The sequence below is a fragment of the Paenibacillus taichungensis genome, assembly GCF_003287275.1.
Taxonomy (GTDB): Bacteria; Bacillota; Bacilli; order Paenibacillales; family Paenibacillaceae; genus Paenibacillus; species Paenibacillus taichungensis_A.
Map to the genome: position 1 here is coordinate 277,138 of NZ_QEVW01000009.1, position 16,119 is coordinate 293,256.

The 16,119-nt window shown below is 48.4% G+C and carries 18 protein-coding genes; 17 read left to right on the forward strand and 1 reads right to left on the reverse strand.

The annotated features are described in order from the left end of the window. The first annotated feature begins 7 nt into the window (after positions 1 to 7). The 17 genes from DC345_RS16065 to DC345_RS16145 all read left to right on the forward strand — a co-directional run bounded on the left by DC345_RS16065 (position 8) and on the right by DC345_RS16145 (position 15,834). On the forward strand, positions 8 to 907 hold the full coding sequence (locus DC345_RS16065; RefSeq protein WP_076288229.1) for a YicC/YloC family endoribonuclease: 900 nt from the start codon (positions 8 to 10) through the stop codon (positions 905 to 907). Between the two features lie 51 nt (positions 908 to 958). Next, positions 959 to 1,219 carry an extracellular matrix/biofilm regulator RemA gene (gene remA, locus DC345_RS16070; RefSeq protein WP_006209218.1) on the forward strand — a complete coding sequence of 87 codons (261 nt, stop codon included), beginning with the start codon at positions 959 to 961 and terminating at the stop codon, positions 1,217 to 1,219. Positions 1,220 to 1,232: 13 nt separating this feature from the next. Then, on the forward strand, positions 1,233 to 1,805 hold the full coding sequence (gene gmk, locus DC345_RS16075) for a guanylate kinase (protein WP_024631121.1): 573 nt from the start codon (positions 1,233 to 1,235) through the stop codon (positions 1,803 to 1,805). 155 nt (positions 1,806 to 1,960) lie between these two features. Then, the gene (gene rpoZ, locus DC345_RS16080; RefSeq protein ID WP_024631120.1) at positions 1,961 to 2,176 is read left to right on the forward strand and encodes a DNA-directed RNA polymerase subunit omega; all 216 of its coding nucleotides are present in this window, start codon (positions 1,961 to 1,963) and stop codon (positions 2,174 to 2,176) included. Between the two features lie 118 nt (positions 2,177 to 2,294). Further along, entirely contained in the window at positions 2,295 to 3,530 is a 1,236-nt protein-coding gene (coaBC, locus tag DC345_RS16085) for a bifunctional phosphopantothenoylcysteine decarboxylase/phosphopantothenate--cysteine ligase CoaBC (RefSeq protein WP_113053934.1), read from the forward strand. Between the two features lies 1 nt (position 3,531). After that, positions 3,532 to 6,081 (forward strand): primosomal protein N', encoded by a 2,550-nt coding sequence (gene priA, locus DC345_RS16090; protein WP_113053935.1) that lies wholly within the window; start codon positions 3,532 to 3,534, stop codon positions 6,079 to 6,081. Between the two features lie 182 nt (positions 6,082 to 6,263). Next, entirely contained in the window at positions 6,264 to 6,752 is a 489-nt protein-coding gene (def, locus tag DC345_RS16095; RefSeq protein ID WP_113053936.1) for a peptide deformylase, read from the forward strand. Positions 6,753 to 6,764: 12 nt separating this feature from the next. Then, the gene (gene fmt / locus DC345_RS16100; protein WP_113053937.1) at positions 6,765 to 7,718 is read left to right on the forward strand and encodes a methionyl-tRNA formyltransferase; all 954 of its coding nucleotides are present in this window, start codon (positions 6,765 to 6,767) and stop codon (positions 7,716 to 7,718) included. Beyond that, on the forward strand, positions 7,715 to 9,235 hold the full coding sequence (rsmB, locus tag DC345_RS16105; protein ID WP_113053938.1) for a 16S rRNA (cytosine(967)-C(5))-methyltransferase RsmB: 1,521 nt from the start codon (positions 7,715 to 7,717) through the stop codon (positions 9,233 to 9,235). Before fmt ends, rsmB begins: the two co-directional genes overlap by 4 nt. 232 nt (positions 9,236 to 9,467) lie before the next feature. Further along, on the forward strand, positions 9,468 to 10,508 hold the full coding sequence (gene rlmN / locus DC345_RS16110; RefSeq protein ID WP_090901040.1) for a dual-specificity RNA methyltransferase RlmN: 1,041 nt from the start codon (positions 9,468 to 9,470) through the stop codon (positions 10,506 to 10,508). A gap of 7 nt (positions 10,509 to 10,515) precedes the next feature. Then, complete coding sequence (locus DC345_RS16115; RefSeq protein ID WP_090901037.1) at positions 10,516 to 11,292, forward strand: Stp1/IreP family PP2C-type Ser/Thr phosphatase; 777 nt, start codon at positions 10,516 to 10,518, stop codon at positions 11,290 to 11,292. Next, positions 11,289 to 13,496, forward strand: a complete 2,208-nt coding sequence (gene pknB, locus DC345_RS16120) for a Stk1 family PASTA domain-containing Ser/Thr kinase (RefSeq protein WP_113053939.1) — start codon at positions 11,289 to 11,291, stop codon at positions 13,494 to 13,496. The genes DC345_RS16115 and pknB overlap by 4 nt, the downstream gene beginning before the upstream one ends. Before the next feature lie 62 nt (positions 13,497 to 13,558). Further along, positions 13,559 to 14,476 (forward strand): ribosome small subunit-dependent GTPase A, encoded by a 918-nt coding sequence (rsgA, locus tag DC345_RS16125; RefSeq protein ID WP_090901032.1) that lies wholly within the window; start codon positions 13,559 to 13,561, stop codon positions 14,474 to 14,476. Between the two features lies 1 nt (position 14,477). Then, entirely contained in the window at positions 14,478 to 15,137 is a 660-nt protein-coding gene (rpe, locus tag DC345_RS16130; RefSeq protein ID WP_113053940.1) for a ribulose-phosphate 3-epimerase, read from the forward strand. Positions 15,138 to 15,139: 2 nt separating this feature from the next. Next, positions 15,140 to 15,391, forward strand: a complete 252-nt coding sequence (locus DC345_RS16135; protein ID WP_113053941.1) for a hypothetical protein — start codon at positions 15,140 to 15,142, stop codon at positions 15,389 to 15,391. 166 nt (positions 15,392 to 15,557) lie between these two features. Beyond that, on the forward strand, positions 15,558 to 15,638 hold the full coding sequence (gene spoVM, locus DC345_RS16140; RefSeq protein ID WP_019424875.1) for a stage V sporulation protein SpoVM: 81 nt from the start codon (positions 15,558 to 15,560) through the stop codon (positions 15,636 to 15,638). Between the two features lies 1 nt (position 15,639). Then, positions 15,640 to 15,834, forward strand: coding sequence for a hypothetical protein (locus tag DC345_RS16145; RefSeq protein ID WP_113053942.1), 195 nt, complete (start codon positions 15,640 to 15,642; stop codon positions 15,832 to 15,834). Here DC345_RS16145 and rpmB read toward each other — a convergent pair whose 3' ends face one another. Then, entirely contained in the window at positions 15,835 to 16,023 is a 189-nt protein-coding gene (rpmB, locus tag DC345_RS16150; RefSeq protein WP_024631107.1) for a 50S ribosomal protein L28, read from the reverse strand. It lies immediately after the preceding gene. Positions 16,024 to 16,119 lie beyond the last annotated feature (96 nt).

Below are 16,119 nucleotides of genomic sequence, written 5' to 3' on the forward strand. Positions count from 1 at the left end.
GATGCCGATGTCATTCAGTATGACCGGATACGGTCAATCCGCCTTTCATTTTGGAGGCTATAAGGTACAATTGGAAATCAAGTCTGTCAATCATCGTTATTGCGAAGTGATGATGCGTCTCCCAAGAGAGTGGACGTGTTATGAAGACGGATTGAGGAAAAAGGTACAGAGCCGCTTAAAACGTGGGCGGATTGATGTTTATGTGATGAAAGAAAAAGATGAAGACCAGGCTCTTCCCGCTGTTCTGAATGAGCAGGCGGTCAGGGCCTATCTTCAGGCCGCAGAGCAATTGGAGAGCCGCTATGGTATGCAGGGCAAACCGAGTATTATGGATATGCTGGCACTTCCAGATGTCATGGTTCATTCGGATGGGACGAGTTCGCTTCCGGAAGAGCAGAAAGACGAATGGGAGCGTGTCCTGCAGCAGGGGTTGGAAGAGGCTTTATCCGGTCTGGAGCAGATGCGCGCCCGCGAGGGTCTTCATCTGGCCAGTGATCTGGAACGACGTGTCAGTCGTCTGGAATCACTGCATACCGAGATGCTTGCTCTTGCGCCGACTGTGGTGAGTGATCATCGCAACAAGTTAAGACAAAGGCTTACGGAAATGCAGGAAGAAGGCTCTTTCCCTTTTGACGAGCATAAATTGGGTATGGAAATTGCTATGTTTGCCGATCGTTCTAACATAGAGGAAGAGCTTACGCGTCTACTGAGTCACTTTGGACAGAGCAGGGAGCTGCTGAAAAGTGATGAGCCAGTAGGCCGCAAGTTGGACTTTCTTATTCAGGAGATGAATAGGGAAGTCAATACGATTGGATCAAAAGCCAACCATTTGGCTCTGGTGAACCGTGTTGTCGAGATGAAGGCGGAACTGGAGAAAATTCGTGAGCAAGCGGCGAATATCGAATGAACGGTCATATTTCGGCAAAAGAGTCGCATGTATAGGGGGAAGAACCTGATTATGGCAATCAAACTCATTAACATTGGATTCGGTAACATCGTATCGGCGAACCGGATTATATCCATCGTGAGTCCGGAATCGGCGCCGATCAAGAGGATTATACAAGAGGCAAGAGACCGTCATATGCTGATAGACGCAACGTACGGAAGACGTACTCGCGCCGTGATTATTACGGATAGCGATCATGTCATTCTGTCTGCGGTTCAGCCAGAAACGGTCGCCCATCGTCTTTCTTCGAAAGATGATGACAACGACGAATAAAATGGAGTGTAATATGTCTAAGGGATTACTGGTAGTGTTGTCCGGCCCATCTGGGGTCGGGAAGGGTACAGTATGCAGCGCTTTGCGCAAACGGGTGCCGGAATTGATTTATTCTGTATCGGCAACGACTCGTCAGCCACGTCTGGGTGAGGAACATGGCGTCAATTATTTCTTCAGAAGCCATGAAGAATTCCTGAACATGATTGCTGAAGATCAATTGTTGGAACACGCAGAATATGTAGGGAACTATTACGGAACACCGCGTGATTTTGTGGAGAAAACGATTAACGAAGGCCGGGACATCATTCTTGAGATTGAAGTTCAAGGCGCGTTGAAAGTGAAAGAGAAGTTTCCGGAAGGGATCTTTGTATTTCTGTTGCCTCCTTCATTGGACGAGCTTAAAGATCGCATTCAGGGCCGTGGTACGGAAAGTCAGGCGACGATTGATCATCGGATGTCCGTCGCGGTAGATGAGATCAGTCTGCTGGAGCAGTACGATTACGCTGTCGTTAATGATGAAATTGATTTGGCGTGTAAACGAATAGAAAGCATCATTATCGCCGAACATTGTAAGATCAATAAATAATCCATTTGCCGCCGCGAAATGCGATAATCAGTGGAGCTGCTGTCATAGTATATATGTAGAGCAGCTCCAGTCTGGTTAGTGTATCCAGCGGTGCACCATGATTCCGTCAGGCGGCGAATTGTGATTATACTAATGCAAAGAGGTGTTTTGTAAATATGCTGTATCCTTCTATTGATGAAATGATGAACAAAGTCGACAGCAAGTATTCCCTTGTTGTTGCCGCTTCCCGCCGGGCAAGACAGCTTCGTGAAGGTGAGAAAACGGATTTGAGAAATGCCAGATCCCATAAACAGGTTGGCGTTGCACTTGAAGAGATTTATGGTGATCTGCTCGTTGTCATCAAAGGACAGGACGAAGAGGAAGAAGAGTAAGCCGCCTGCGGCTGCTCTTCAACTGCATACGGCGCAAGCCGGATTTATTTGACAACCGCGAGGTTGTTATTTTTTTCTCTATTCATCATTATAAACGTCGTATATCGGGGGGATAACCATGTTAAACGGTAAAAAAATCGTGCTTGGTGTGACTGGCGGCATAGCCGCATACAAGGCGGCTACATTATGCAGCAGACTGGTGCAAAAAGGAGCGGACGTTCATGTCATTATGACGAATTCTGCCAAACAGTTTATTACCGAATTAACGCTGCAAACCTTGACCCGAAATGTGGTATATAGTGATACATTTGATGAGCGGGAGCCTTCGGTCGTCTCGCATATCCATCTGGCTGATATGGCCGATCTTGTTCTGGTTGCTCCGGCAACAGCCAATGTGATTGCCAAAATGGCACATGGGATGGCTGATGATATGCTCTCTACAACCTTGCTGGCGACCACTGCTCCGGTAATGATTGCACCAGCGATGAATGTACATATGTATGATCATCCGGCGGTACAACATAATATGTGCCTGTTAACGGAGCGCGGAACCCTGATGATTGAACCGGGTGAAGGTCAACTGGCGTGCGGGTATGTGGGCAAAGGACGTTTGGAAGAACCAGAGACGATTGTCGATGTGGTGGAACGTTTTTTTGAACAGCAGGAGTCTGCCAAACGGGAACGTAACGAACAGCTTTCGTTGTTGAGCGGGAAAAAGGTTGTAGTCACTGCAGGAGGTACCATCGAACGCATTGATCCGGTGAGGTATATTACCAATGATTCTTCTGGAAAAATGGGTTTTGCCATTGCAGCGACAGCGCGTGATCTGGGGGCAGATGTGACTTTGGTTATGGGGAATACCCAGGTTCAACCGCCAGCCAATGTAAAGGTGATCCCGGTACAGTCTGCGCAGGATATGTATGATGCGGTAGCAGGTGAGTGGGATGATGCAGATATCGTGGTTAAGGCCGCGGCTGTTGCGGATTATCGCCCCAAGGAAGTGTACACGGAGAAAATCAAGAAGAAAGGCGATACATTATCGCTTGAACTTATTAAAAATATAGATATTCTTGAAACGCTGGGCAAGCAGAAGAGCCATCAATTTTTGATTGGTTTTGCTGCGGAGACAAATTCATTAGAAATGTATGCACGTGAGAAACTGGAACGGAAAAACTGTGATCTGATCGTAGCCAATGATGTCACCCAGGCGGGTGCCGGATTTGGAACAGATACCAACGCGGTGCACATCTATGACCGTGAAGGTTTGGTGGAAAAGCTTCAGGTGGTGGCCAAGGAAGAGGTGGCTCGCCGGTTGCTTTCGATTGCGGCGGAGCGCATTGCCGGGAGGAATTAATATGGAAATCGCCAAGGTTATTGTCGATGTTCCTGTGAAGGAAACGGACCGGCCGTTTGATTATCTGGTGCCGGAATCCATGCGTGAATGGATTGAGATTGGCAGCAGGGTAGGTGTACCTTTTGGTCATCGGACGGTGCAGGGTTTCGTAATTGATCTGGTGCCTCGCACGGGTACGGAGACTTTCAAACTCAAACCGATTCAGGAATTGCTGGATATCGTTCCACCGTTGTCAGAAGATTTGGTTGAATTAGCCGAATGGATGAGTGAACGTTATGCCAGCAATCGCATTTTGTCTTTGCAGGTGATGGTACCGACTGCGCTGAAAGGGAAAGCAGAACGGTATATCTCACTTGGAGATGCCCTGGACGGACAAATGGCAGGTTCTGCGTCAGGTGAAGAAGTTCTTTTTGTGTGGGGAGAAGAATCGACTTCAGAAAAAGTGCAGCAAGATATTATTCGTTTTGTGAAGAGTCGTGGGCAGGTTCCCCTGCAACAATTGAGTCGTAAATATCCCAATCATGCTGCGCTGATCAAGAAGTTGTTGCTCAGTGGTGTCCTGCTGGAAAGTCAGGCGATTAAGGACAAGCTGAATAAAAAAACGATGAAATCCATTAATCTAGCTGTGGATGCAGCAGCTGCGGAAGAGGCATTGACTTCATTCCCGGCAAAGGCGCAACGGCAGAAGGAAGTTTTGGCCTTCTTGCTGGAAATGAAAGAACTGTTGCCGATGGCGATGAAAGAATTGTTGTCCACACTTCAGGTATCAGCGGCTACAGTCAAAGGGCTGGAGGAGAAAGGGTTGGTTGTGACGGAGGACGTCGAAGTCTTCCGTGACCCTTATCAGGGCCGGAAGTTTCGTGCGACCGAGCCACTGAATCTGACCGACGAGCAGCAGCTTGTCTATAACAATATTAATGGTCGATTACAGGAAAGGCGCCATGGCGTCTTTTTGCTTCATGGTGTAACAGGCAGCGGCAAGACGGAAGTATACCTCCAGACCATTCAGCGCTGTATTGAACAGGATCGACAGGCAATTGTACTTGTACCTGAGATTGCACTGACACCACAGATGGTAGAGCGTTTTAAAGGACGTTTTGGTGACCAGGTTGCTGTGATGCATAGTCGGTTGTCCGGTGGGGAGCGTTATGATGAGTGGCGCAAAATTCGGGAAGGTCAGGTGAAGGTTGCCATTGGCGCCCGTTCAGCAGTCTTTGCTCCGTTCAGTCGTCTTGGTTTGATCATTATGGACGAGGAGCACGAGACTTCATATAAACAGGAAGAAACTCCGAAGTATCATGCCCGTGATGTAGCGGTAAAAAGAGCACAGCAGCACCAGGCGGTCGTAGTCCTGGGTTCAGCGACACCTTCGCTGGAAAGTTACTATGCTGCCCGTTCGCAGAGCAATGATGATTTTGCACCACTGTTGTTGGAGATGCCTACCCGCGCACTTGGTAATAAGCTGCCAGAGGTACGGATTGTTGATATGCGCGAAGAGCTGAAGGATGGAAATCGCTCGATGTTCAGCCGCGCCTTGCACAAAGGATTGGAAGAGCGGTTGGAGCGTGGGGAACAGACCGTGCTTTTGCTGAATCGACGTGGCTATTCCACCTTTGTAATGTGTCGCAGTTGTGGATACGTTGCAGGCTGTCCCGAGTGTGATATTTCATTAACCTATCATCAGCGCTCAAACAATCTTCGTTGTCACTATTGTGGATATGCGGAAGCAGCACCAGAAGTGTGCCCGGATTGTGGCAGCGAGCATATTCGATATTTTGGTACAGGTACACAGCGGGTAGAGGAAGAATTGGCGAAACTGTTCCCGGGTATTCGCGTCATTCGGATGGACGTGGATACAACGAGTGAAAAAGGTTCGCATGAGAAGTTATTGAAGCAGTTTCGTGAGAAAAAGGCAGACGTATTGCTGGGTACCCAGATGGTTGCCAAAGGGCTTGATTTTCCTGATGTCACCCTGGTCGGAGTCATCACAGCAGACTCGGCACTCAATTTGCCGGATTTCCGGGCTGCCGAAAAAACATTTCAGCTGCTCACCCAGGTGGCGGGCCGTGCAGGTCGACATCAACTGCCGGGCGAGGTATTTGTCCAGTCCTATACACCAGAGCACTATTCGATTGGGCATGCGAGCCAGCATGACTATGTTTCGTTTGTCCGTGAGGAGTTATTGCATCGGCGCAATTTGCAGTATCCGCCATACTGTCGCCTGATTTTGGTGACCTTCTCACATGAGCAGCTTCCGGTACTGATCCGGCTGGCTGAGAACTACACACGAATACTGAAAGAAAAGGCAAATGCTGCTGGCTGGTTAGGCAGTTTGGACCGTTTCAGTAATAATGCTTTTGATGTGCTTGGCCCGGTAGCATCACCGATTCCTCGGATCAAGAATAGATACAGATTCCAATGTATGATAAAATGGCGGGGGGATGTCGACGCCATTGGACTGGCGCTCGCGACGGCCCGGCGCATGGACGACGATGTTCAGGCGCAAAAACTGCAAATTAGTCTGGATGTAGACCCGCAAATGTTAATGTGAGCATTTGTAGTAAAATGCGGATGTAAACAAGCGGTATAAACATAGATTAAAAACAGCATGAATGATGGCTCGATCTTAAAATCAGTTTTTGATACCTGCTACATAGCAGAAAATCAGTACTTATTTTTGAAATGAGCCTGATGTCCTGAAATTATGATGAGGATTAGGAAGGTGCTTACAACATGTCGATTCGTATTATCGTGAAAGAACCAGATGAGGTACTACACAAAAGAGCTAAAGAAGTAACTAAAGTTACACCTAATGTACAGAAACTGCTGGATGATATGGCAGATACGATGTATGACGCAGAGGGCGTAGGTCTGGCTGCACCACAGGTTGGTATTTTGAAACGTCTGATTGTGATCGATTGCGGAGATGAGCAGGGCTTGATCAAGATGATTAATCCGGAGATTATTTCGAGCGAGGGAGAGCAATTTGGACCTGAAGGATGCTTGAGTATTCCTGGCATTAACGGTGATGTGCGTCGTTTTGAGACGGTTACAGTCAAAGGGCTGGACCGCGAAGGCAAGGAACTGACTATTACGGGAAGCGGATTGTTGTCACGCGCATTCCAACATGAGATTGACCATTTGGATGGCGTGCTCTTTACGGATATTGCTGAAAAGGTATACGAAATTGCAGCCGATCAAACCGGGCCGCGTCGTAACTAAGGAGTGATCGATTTGAATATTGTTTTTATGGGAACGCCTGAATTTGCAGTTCCGTCTCTCGATATGCTTATAGCCGAGGGATATAACGTGGTTGGGGTAGTAACACAGCCAGATAAACCACAGGGGCGTAAAAAGGTGCTTACACCAACACCAGTCAAGGCTGCGGCAGAACGCCACGGCCTGCCTGTATTTCAACCAGTGAAACTGCGTGCTCCAGAAGCTGTAGCCCGATTGGCTGAATGGAAACCGGATCTGATTGTGACTGCGGCTTTTGGGCAGATTCTGCCCAAAGCTGTGCTGGATATGCCCGTTCGTGGTTGTGTGAACGTGCATGGCTCTCTTTTGCCAAAATATCGCGGTGGCGCCCCGATTCAACGTTCCATTATTAATGGAGAGCCGGTGACGGGAGTTACACTGATGTTTATGGCCGAAGGCTTGGATACGGGAGATATGATCTCACGTGTGGAAGTGGAGATTACGGATGAAGATACATCAGGGTCCATGTTTGTAAAGCTCAGCGAAGCGGGCTCCAAATTGCTTCAAGAAGAAATGCCGCGGCTGATTGCAGGCGAAACAACGGCTAATGCACAGGATGAAGCCGATGCTTCGTATGCTCGCAATCTAACTCGGGATGACGAGAAGATGGACTGGAATCGCACGTCGCGTGAATTGTTCAACCAGATTCGTGGTCTTGTGCCGTTCTCGGGTGCATTTACGATGTGGGATGAACAGGTATTCAAGGTTTGGGCAGCAGCAAATCCGAAGCAGGCAGATGTACTCTCATCATCGGATGCTGGACAAGCTGAGCCGGGAACGGTGTTACAATTGGGCAAAAACGGCATTGAAGTTCGCACAGGCGACGGTTCTCTCTGGCTTACTGAGGTTCAGCCTGCAGGCAAAAAAGTAATGCAAGCTGCTGACTTTGCCCGTGGTGGTACCCTGAAACCAGGAACGGTGCTGAGATGAGCGGAAATACATCAGGCCGTCCGTCAGGAAATGGTCATAAAGTCGCAGAAAATGCGCCCGGGCGCGGAGGAAACCAACGTCGTCCGAATTCGGGAAAATCGGGTCGTGCAGGACATTCATCTGCATCCTCATCTTCTGCCAGTGGTAAATCACGCTCGGAGCGACCCAAAACATCTGCTCGTGCACTCGCTGTAAAGGTACTCAGCGCCGTTGAGCAAGAAGGAGCGTACAGCAACCTTGAGCTGAACCGGCGTCTGAAAGAGGCCGAACTAAGTCCGGCAGATGCCGGACTGGCTACGGAGTTGGTCTATGGTACGATCGCAAGATTGAATACCCTTGATTATTTTCTGGAACGCTATGTAGCCAAAGGTGTGTCCAAGCTGCAACCGTGGGTTCGTAGCCTGCTTCGCATCAGCGTGTACCAGATGTTATATCTGGACCGTATTCCGGAACACGCAGTGGTGAGTGAAGCCGTCAATTTGGCTAAGAAATTGGGTCATCAGGGCATCTCGGGTATGGTGAATGGCGTTCTGCGGAACATGATTCGCAATCGTGATGAACTGCGTATTCCCGATCATCTGCCTGCAGCTGAACGTATCTCACTGGAGCATTCTCACCCGCTGTGGATGGTTGAACGCTGGATCAGCCAATATGGTGAAGAGACAGCGGAAGCGATCTGTCGTGCAAATAATGAACCGCCTGCGGTTAGTGTTCGTGTGAACACGACAATGACTACTCGTGAGAAACTAATGCTGGAGATGGAGAGCACGGGGGCGATCGTGGAACCTTCCCGGCTTAGTCCAGACGGTATTCTCGTTCGTAGTGGTGGCAACATGGCACTTACGTCCTGGTATCGGGATGGCTTGCTGTCCGTTCAAGATGAAAGTTCCATGCTTGTAGCCGAGGCAGTTGGGCCTGAAGAAGGACAAACCGTATTGGACTGCTGTGCAGCACCCGGCGGAAAGACAGCCCATATGGCGGAGAAAATGCAGGATCGTGGACGGATTGTGTCCAATGATGTACATGCTCACAAACGTCAGTTGATCATGGATCAGGCAGATCGTCTGGGACTTAGCTGCATTGATGCTGTGACAGGTGATGCGCTTGATCTGGATGAGCGTTATCCTGAGGCATCATTTGACCGTATTTTGCTGGATGCGCCATGTTCCGGTTTAGGTGTTATTCGCCGCAAGCCGGATGTCAAATGGACCAAAACTGCGGAAGATATTCAAGATATCTCCAATCTGCAACGTGAACTGCTGGATCGGGTTGCACCGTTATTAAAGCCGGGGGGTATTCTGGTGTATAGTACGTGTACAATCGAGCCTGCGGAGAACGAGCATAGGATCTCTGACTTTTTGGCCCGGCATCCGGAATTCAAGGCAGCTGAAGACTCTGCCTGGTCTGGTATGGAAACAGCCGATTGGAAGGTTGTGAACGGCGGTGTGCAGATCCTGCCACAGTATGCTCACAGCGATGGCTTCTTCATTGCCAGGTTGACAAGGATAGCGGATTAACAGTTTAATAGAGCACTGAAGGATAGCCGCCGAGGGGAACTTCGGCGGATTTCTTTGTGATTAGCCTCAAGGTGTTCTACATCAGTAAAATGTGATGATAGGGTGCGATGCAGGCACTGAGGTGTTATAATGCATGAAGTAAAGGCATCAAGGGTATACATGGATGTAAAGTGGTCTTTGTGATAGAATAGGAAGAATGAAAAGAAAAGAAGGAATAGGTGTTGACAACAAAATGAAACCTTTTATATATGATTATTCCCTGGAGGAGCTGCAACAGTGGGCTGTTGAGAACGGGGAGCCGGCTTTTCGAGGTGGTCAGATCTTCGACTGGATTTATGTGAAACGTGTGAATGATTTCAGTGAAATGACGAACCTGTCGAAAGCGCTGCGTGAAAAGCTGACTGAACAATTCGAATTCGTTACACTTACTGAAATTACGAAATTTGAATCCAAGGATGGAACAGTGAAATTCCTGTTCGGTCTGCATGATGATCATGCGATCGAAACAGTTATCATGAAGCACAACTACGGTAACAGCATCTGTGTAACAACACAGGTCGGATGCCGAATTGGCTGCACGTTCTGTGCATCCACGCTGGGTGGACTGAAACGTAACCTTACAGCTGGCGAAATTGTGGCTCAGGTTGTGCAAGCCCAGAAAATTCTGGATGAACGTGGTGAGCGGGTCAGCAGCATCGTAATCATGGGTTCAGGTGAGCCTTTTGAGAACTATGAAGCAACAATGACATTCCTGCGTATTATGATCCACGAAAAAGGACTGAATATCGGTCAGCGCCATATTACGGTATCCACAAGTGGAATCGTACCGAACATTTACAAGTTTGCAGATGAAGATACACAGATTAACCTGGCGATCTCCATCCATGCTCCAAATGATGCATTGCGTTCCAAATTGATGCCAGTAAACCGCCGTTTTCCTTTTGATGATGTAATGGAGTCATTGCGTTATTACTTGGCGAAAACGGGCCGCAGAATTACGTTTGAGTATGCACTTATCGGTGGTGTGAATGATCAGCCGGAACATGCGGCAGAACTGGCAAGCGTGCTTAAAAACATGCTGTGCCATGTGAACCTGATTCCGGTCAACCATGTACCTGAGCGCAAGTACGTAAGAACATCCAGAAGCGACATTTTCAATTTTCAGAAGATTCTCTCGGAGCAGGGTGTTAATGTAACCATTCGTCGTGAACAGGGACATGATATTGCTGCCGCTTGCGGTCAGCTTCGTGCAAAGCATATGGAGTTGAGGTGAGAACGTTTTGATCAAAACAGTTCATGTGAGCCATATCGGACGGGTGCGTTCGGTGAATGAAGATTCAGCCTGGATTCGAAATCTCGATACAGGTTATATTCTGGGTATTGTTGCCGATGGTATGGGTGGACATCTTGCAGGAGATACAGCGAGCCGCCTGGCGGTAGAGACGTTGGTGCAGGATCTGGGAACGCTTGAGCCAGGTCTTTCACATGCGTCTTTGTCGGCCGCATTGAGCGATGCTATTTTGCATGCCAACGAAGTGATCTTCCGTACTGCATCTTCGGATGATAATTACCATAACATGGGGACTACCGTGGTTGCGGCATTATTGAATGATACGGAAGGCGTTATTGGTCACATCGGTGACAGCAGAGCATACAAAATTGCAAATAAACATGTGATCCAGTTGACCGAGGACCATACACTGGTCAATGAATTGTTCAAAAATGGTCAGATCAGCAAAGAAGATGTCTCTCATCATCCACGTCGCAATGTGCTGACTCGAGCACTTGGGACAGATGCTGAAGTGAAGGTGGATCTGGATACCGTCAAATTGGAAGAAGGCGAAGTGCTTCTCCTGTGCAGTGACGGGCTTAGTAATCTGGTCAGCAATGAGCAGATCATTCAGGTCGCTGGTAATCTGGAACTGGCATTGGAAGATCGAGCGGATCGCTTGCTTCAGCTGGCTTTACTAGCTGGAGGAGATGACAATATCACGGTGGCATTATTCGAACTGCAAAAGGAAGGTTCCGTGACATCGGAAACGGGGTGTGAGTCATGATTGGGCACCAGCTAGGCGGACGCTATGAAGTGATCGAGCGTGTCGGCGGTGGCGGCATGGCTCTTGTGTACAAAGCCCAGGACCTGTTGCTCAACCGGAACGTTGCCATCAAAGTGTTACGGCAGCAATTTGTGCATGACGAAGAGTTTATTCGCCGTTTTCGCAGGGAAGCACAGTCTGCAGCATCCCTGTCCCATCCTAACGTGGTCAGTATCTACGATGTGGGGCAGGAAGATGACGTTCATTATATTGTCATGGAGTATGTTGAAGGCAAAAACCTGAATGAAATTATTAAAGAGCGGGCGCCTCTGCAGGTGGACGAAGCGGTTCGGATCGCCTCCCAGATTGCAGATGCTCTTGATCATGCACATCATAATCAGATCATTCATCGGGATATCAAACCCCATAATATATTGATTGGTCGAAATGGCCGTGTGAAAGTAACGGATTTCGGGATCGCCCGTGCGGTTACGTCCACAACGATTACACAGACCGGCTCAGTGGTCGGTTCCGTACATTACTTCTCACCTGAACATGCCAAAGGCATCGTAACTGGCGAGAAGTCGGACTTATATTCTCTCGGTATCGTACTTTATCAAATGCTGACTGGGCAGCTTCCGTTCCTGGGAGAGAGTCCAATTAGCGTTGCTTTGAAGCATTTGCAGGAAGAGTTTGATGAACCTCGCAAATTCAATCCACTTATCCCGCAAAGCGTGGAGAACGTTATTCTGAAATCCATGCGCAAAAATCCGCAGGAGCGTTACCAATCCGCTAAAGAAATGCAGACGGATCTGGAAACCTGCCTGATGCCGGAAAGACGTAATGAAACGAAGATTGATTTTCCGGATGAGGATGATATTGATCAGACACGTGTTATGCCGGCAATCAAGCCAGAGCCGCGTGGAGTTACATCCACAGGTTCTATACCCGTGATGGAGTCTGACGAAGATAACAACAAGGGCAAACCCAAAACAAAGAACTGGAAGAAGCCAGCGCTGCTGATCTCTTTGACAGTGCTTATTCTTATCGCGATGGTTGGAGTTGTATGGTACGTGAAAGGCATGCTTGTTGTGCCTGATGTGACTGTACCAAATGTCATTGGCCAAACCGAGGAAAAGGCTCGTCAAATGTTGCAGGATAAAGGGCTTGTGGTCAGTGATAATGTCATCCGGGAGTACAAGGAGAATGTGGAACCAGGTATAGTATTTGACCAGACCCGAAATGAAGGCGATGTGGTCAAAGAAGGCTCTGAGGTCCAGCTGAGTGTTGGGGCGGAAAAAGAGTTGTTGAAGATGCCTGATCTCAAAGACAAATCTTATGATGAGGCGGTCAAACAACTCACCGGACTGGGCATCAAAGAGGATCAGATCCAGCGAAAAGATGAATATTCAAATGATAAATCTGCGGGTACGGTTCTATCCCAAACTCCTGGAGTGAATGAAGAATACGATCCGGCAGAGGTTCAGATTGTTCTGACTGTCAGCAAAGGATCCGAAACGATAAAAATGCCTGACTTGAAAAACCGTACTCGAAGTGAGGCAGAGAGTATGCTCAAATCCGCTGGGTTAATCCTTGCTCAGGTTCAGGAAGAGTCGAGCTACACCGTAGATGAAGGCAAAGTGACACAGCAATGGCCTGTGGAAGCTGGTGCAGAGGTAAATCCTGGTGATAAAATCACCATTTTCATTAGTACTGGATATCCGCCAGAGGCATTGAACTACGCCTATAACATTAACGTTTCGCCAAAAGAAGTAGGAAAGAGCAGCAAAATTCGAATTACGTTCGAAGATGCTCGTGGCAAAAGTCAGGAATGGGGAACCCGGACAATCAAGTCTGTCCAAACGCTGACAATTCCGCTTATTCTGGCTCCAAACGTCGATGGTGTTGTCTCTGTCTACCGGGATGGACAATTCCTGGATACGTATCTGGTGTCCTACACTGACGCCAAAAACGGAACGGTAGTTGTGCCTACCATTGAGCCTGAGAAGGGTGCAGAGCCGCCTCCAACAACAGAGGAGCCTGAACAAGGCGGTGGTGGTGATGAAGGCACCGTGGATACACAACAGGAAGGTGAACCGGATACACCTGTTGAGGGTGAAGGGGAGCACGACGAGGCAGATACTTCCGCGATGAAGAACGGACATGGTCTCGCCAAGGGAAAAGATAAGAAAAAGGAAGTCGTTAACGCATCAAGCCGTCCGTAAGGGCGGCTTATTGCCGACGTTCAGGGTAAATGTACTGTAAATTAAAGGAGGGCGACGGAGCTATGCCAGAAGGTATCATCGTTAAAGCGCTAAGCGGTTACTATTATGTCATGCCACTGGAAGACAGCGGGGTGCCTTCGGTTGAAGGCTCCGCCGTTCAATGCCGGGCCAGAGGCATCTTCAGAAAACGGGGTACCTCACCGCTTGTGGGTGACCGAGTCAGCTATATGCTGACAGAGAACGGGGAAGGAACAGTAGATGAGATTCGCAAACGTGAGACGGAATTAATCCGTCCACCTGTTGCCAATGTTAGTTTGGCTGTTCTGTTATTTTCCGTTAAGGAACCGGATATGAATCTCAATTTGCTGGATAAGTTCCTGGTACATATCGAACAAGCTGGACTGGATGCATTGATTGTGCTCACGAAACAGGACCTGGCTGATCCAGAAAATGATGCCCGTGATACAGTGGCTGAAGTAAAAGCTTTGTACGAACAAATTGGATATGAAGTGATCTCTACCAGTTCACGAACTGGTGAAGGTAATGAACTACTCAAGGAGCGCCTTGCCGGCAAGATTAGCGTATTCTCCGGACAATCCGGTGTAGGAAAATCTTCGATGCTGAATGCCTTGATGCCAGGTCTAACCCTGGAGACCAGTGCAATCAGCATGCGCCTTGGCAGAGGGAAACACACCACCAGGCACGTGGAACTCATACCGCTGGATAATGGTGGTTTTGTCGCCGATACGCCGGGATTCAGCCAACTGGACTTCCTGGAGATTGGTGTGGAGGAGTTATCCACTTGTTTCCGGGAGTTCGCTCAATATGCGGATCAGTGTAAGTTCCGAGGCTGTACTCATACGCACGAACCAGGTTGCCGAGTACTTGCAGCCAAAGCGGAGGGAATGATCTCCGAAAGCCGTTATCAGCATTACGAACAATTCCTTACAGAAATGAAAGACAAAAAGCGGAGGTATTAATATGATTAAAATTGCCCCATCTATTTTATCTGCGGATTTTGCCCGTCTCGGCGCGGAAGTGGCGGAAGCCCAAGCTGCTGGCGGAGACTGGATTCATGTTGATGTCATGGACGGTCATTTCGTCCCTAATATTACGCTTGGACCTGCGATTGTCAAAGCGATCGCTCCACATACAAGCTTGCCGCTTGATGTTCATTTGATGATTGAGAACCCAGAGCGTTATGTGGAGGAATTCGCGAAAGCTGGCGCGGCTGTTATTACGGTTCACGCAGAGGCTTGTGTGCATCTGCACCGGGTTATCCATTTAATCAAGGAACAGGGAGTTAAGGCAGGGGTTGCCCTTAATCCGGGAACTCCGGCGAGTGCTATTCAAGAAGTGCTGGACGATGTGGATATGGTGCTTGTCATGACCGTAAATCCCGGTTTTGGTGGACAGGCCTTCATCTCTGGTACTATGAACAAAATCAAGCAAATTCGTAGCTGGCTGAACGAAAAAGGGCGTCATGAAGTGCATATTGAAGTGGATGGCGGTATCGCTGCTGACACGGCTCCGCTTGTGGTTGAAGCTGGAGCAGATGTGCTCGTTGCGGGAAGTGCTGTATTTGGACGTGAAGATCGCGCTGCCGCCATTGCCGAAATTCGCAGTAGCTACGGAGGCTGAGCATGAACCTCAAGGAGACGCTGTGGACAATGGCTGCGAGTCTCGTTACGGGACTGGTGCTTGCTATGTTTGCGGTTATTCAATCCCCTTACAATGCGATTACGTCATTGCTCGGGGTTGGTGTTGTCATTATGTACTTCCGCAAATTTGACCGTACAGGACTTCGGGTTACTTTTGTAATATTCAGCATACTGTATTACTTATTGAGTGTATTCATGATCGCTGTCTATCAATATATCCCTACCCAAACCTAAATGACTGAATAACAGGCTCGTCATTGTGGAATAGGGACAGAGAGTTCCGCATAAATATGGTTACATGAGCAGGTTTCTCATGTAGCCTTTTTTGTCGTGTTTAAGGCAAGGAAGGCCTGGAGCATAGGATACGGCGGATGCATGAGCATGATGGGGAGGGTGAAGTATGAAATTTTACACATTCAAACTGCCGAAGTTTTTGGGAGGGTTTGTAAAGGCGATTCTTAATACGTTTCAAAAGAACTGACATGATTAAAAGGTTCCATTGGCGAATACCGCCGCTTTGGCTACAGGATCATCTGGAATTCGGACCTGCGAAGCGCCATGCGGCGGCCATTCACATGCTGATGTGTGTATTCATGATGTTATTTCTGAATACCAAAAAAGCACCTGCAAGGAACAAGGTGCTTTTTGCTTACCCGATTTATAGTAGCTTTGCGTGATTATACGCGAGTCACTTTACCGGCTTTCAGTGCACGGGTGCTTACGTATACACGTTTTGGTTTACCGTTCACGAGAATGCGGACCTTCTGAACGTTTACGCCCCAAGAACGACGGTTACGGTTGTTAGCGTGGGATACGTGGTTACCGGTGCCCGGTTTCTTACCTGTCACATAACATTTGCGAGACATAGATTACACCTCCTATCCTAAAATAACCAGTTGCCCTAAGGAGACACGAATGCCATTCCAGACGGGCTAAATTGTTCTTCCTGACCGCAATGGTCA

Excerpts from the sequence above, each read along its gene's own strand:
- DC345_RS16065 (WP_076288229.1), top strand. The coding sequence starts at position 8 with ATGTCATTCAGTATGACCGGATACGGTCAATCCGCCTTTCATTTTGGA.
- remA (WP_006209218.1), top strand. The coding sequence starts at position 959 with ATGGCAATCAAACTCATTAACATTGGATTCGGTAACATCGTATCGGCG.
- gmk (WP_024631121.1), top strand. The coding sequence starts at position 1,233 with ATGTCTAAGGGATTACTGGTAGTGTTGTCCGGCCCATCTGGGGTCGGG.
- rpoZ (WP_024631120.1), top strand. The coding sequence starts at position 1,961 with ATGCTGTATCCTTCTATTGATGAAATGATGAACAAAGTCGACAGCAAG.
- coaBC (WP_113053934.1), top strand. The coding sequence starts at position 2,295 with ATGTTAAACGGTAAAAAAATCGTGCTTGGTGTGACTGGCGGCATAGCC.
- priA (WP_113053935.1), top strand. The coding sequence starts at position 3,532 with ATGGAAATCGCCAAGGTTATTGTCGATGTTCCTGTGAAGGAAACGGAC.
- def (WP_113053936.1), top strand. The coding sequence starts at position 6,264 with ATGTCGATTCGTATTATCGTGAAAGAACCAGATGAGGTACTACACAAA.
- rsmB (WP_113053938.1), top strand. The coding sequence starts at position 7,715 with ATGAGCGGAAATACATCAGGCCGTCCGTCAGGAAATGGTCATAAAGTC.
- rlmN (WP_090901040.1), top strand. The coding sequence starts at position 9,468 with ATGAAACCTTTTATATATGATTATTCCCTGGAGGAGCTGCAACAGTGG.
- pknB (WP_113053939.1), top strand. The coding sequence starts at position 11,289 with ATGATTGGGCACCAGCTAGGCGGACGCTATGAAGTGATCGAGCGTGTC.
- rsgA (WP_090901032.1), top strand. The coding sequence starts at position 13,559 with ATGCCAGAAGGTATCATCGTTAAAGCGCTAAGCGGTTACTATTATGTC.
- rpe (WP_113053940.1), top strand. The coding sequence starts at position 14,478 with ATGATTAAAATTGCCCCATCTATTTTATCTGCGGATTTTGCCCGTCTC.
- DC345_RS16135 (WP_113053941.1), top strand. The coding sequence starts at position 15,140 with ATGAACCTCAAGGAGACGCTGTGGACAATGGCTGCGAGTCTCGTTACG.
- spoVM (WP_019424875.1), top strand. The coding sequence starts at position 15,558 with ATGAAATTTTACACATTCAAACTGCCGAAGTTTTTGGGAGGGTTTGTA.
- DC345_RS16145 (WP_113053942.1), top strand. The coding sequence starts at position 15,640 with ATGATTAAAAGGTTCCATTGGCGAATACCGCCGCTTTGGCTACAGGAT.
- rpmB (WP_024631107.1), bottom strand. The coding sequence starts at position 16,023 with ATGTCTCGCAAATGTTATGTGACAGGTAAGAAACCGGGCACCGGTAAC.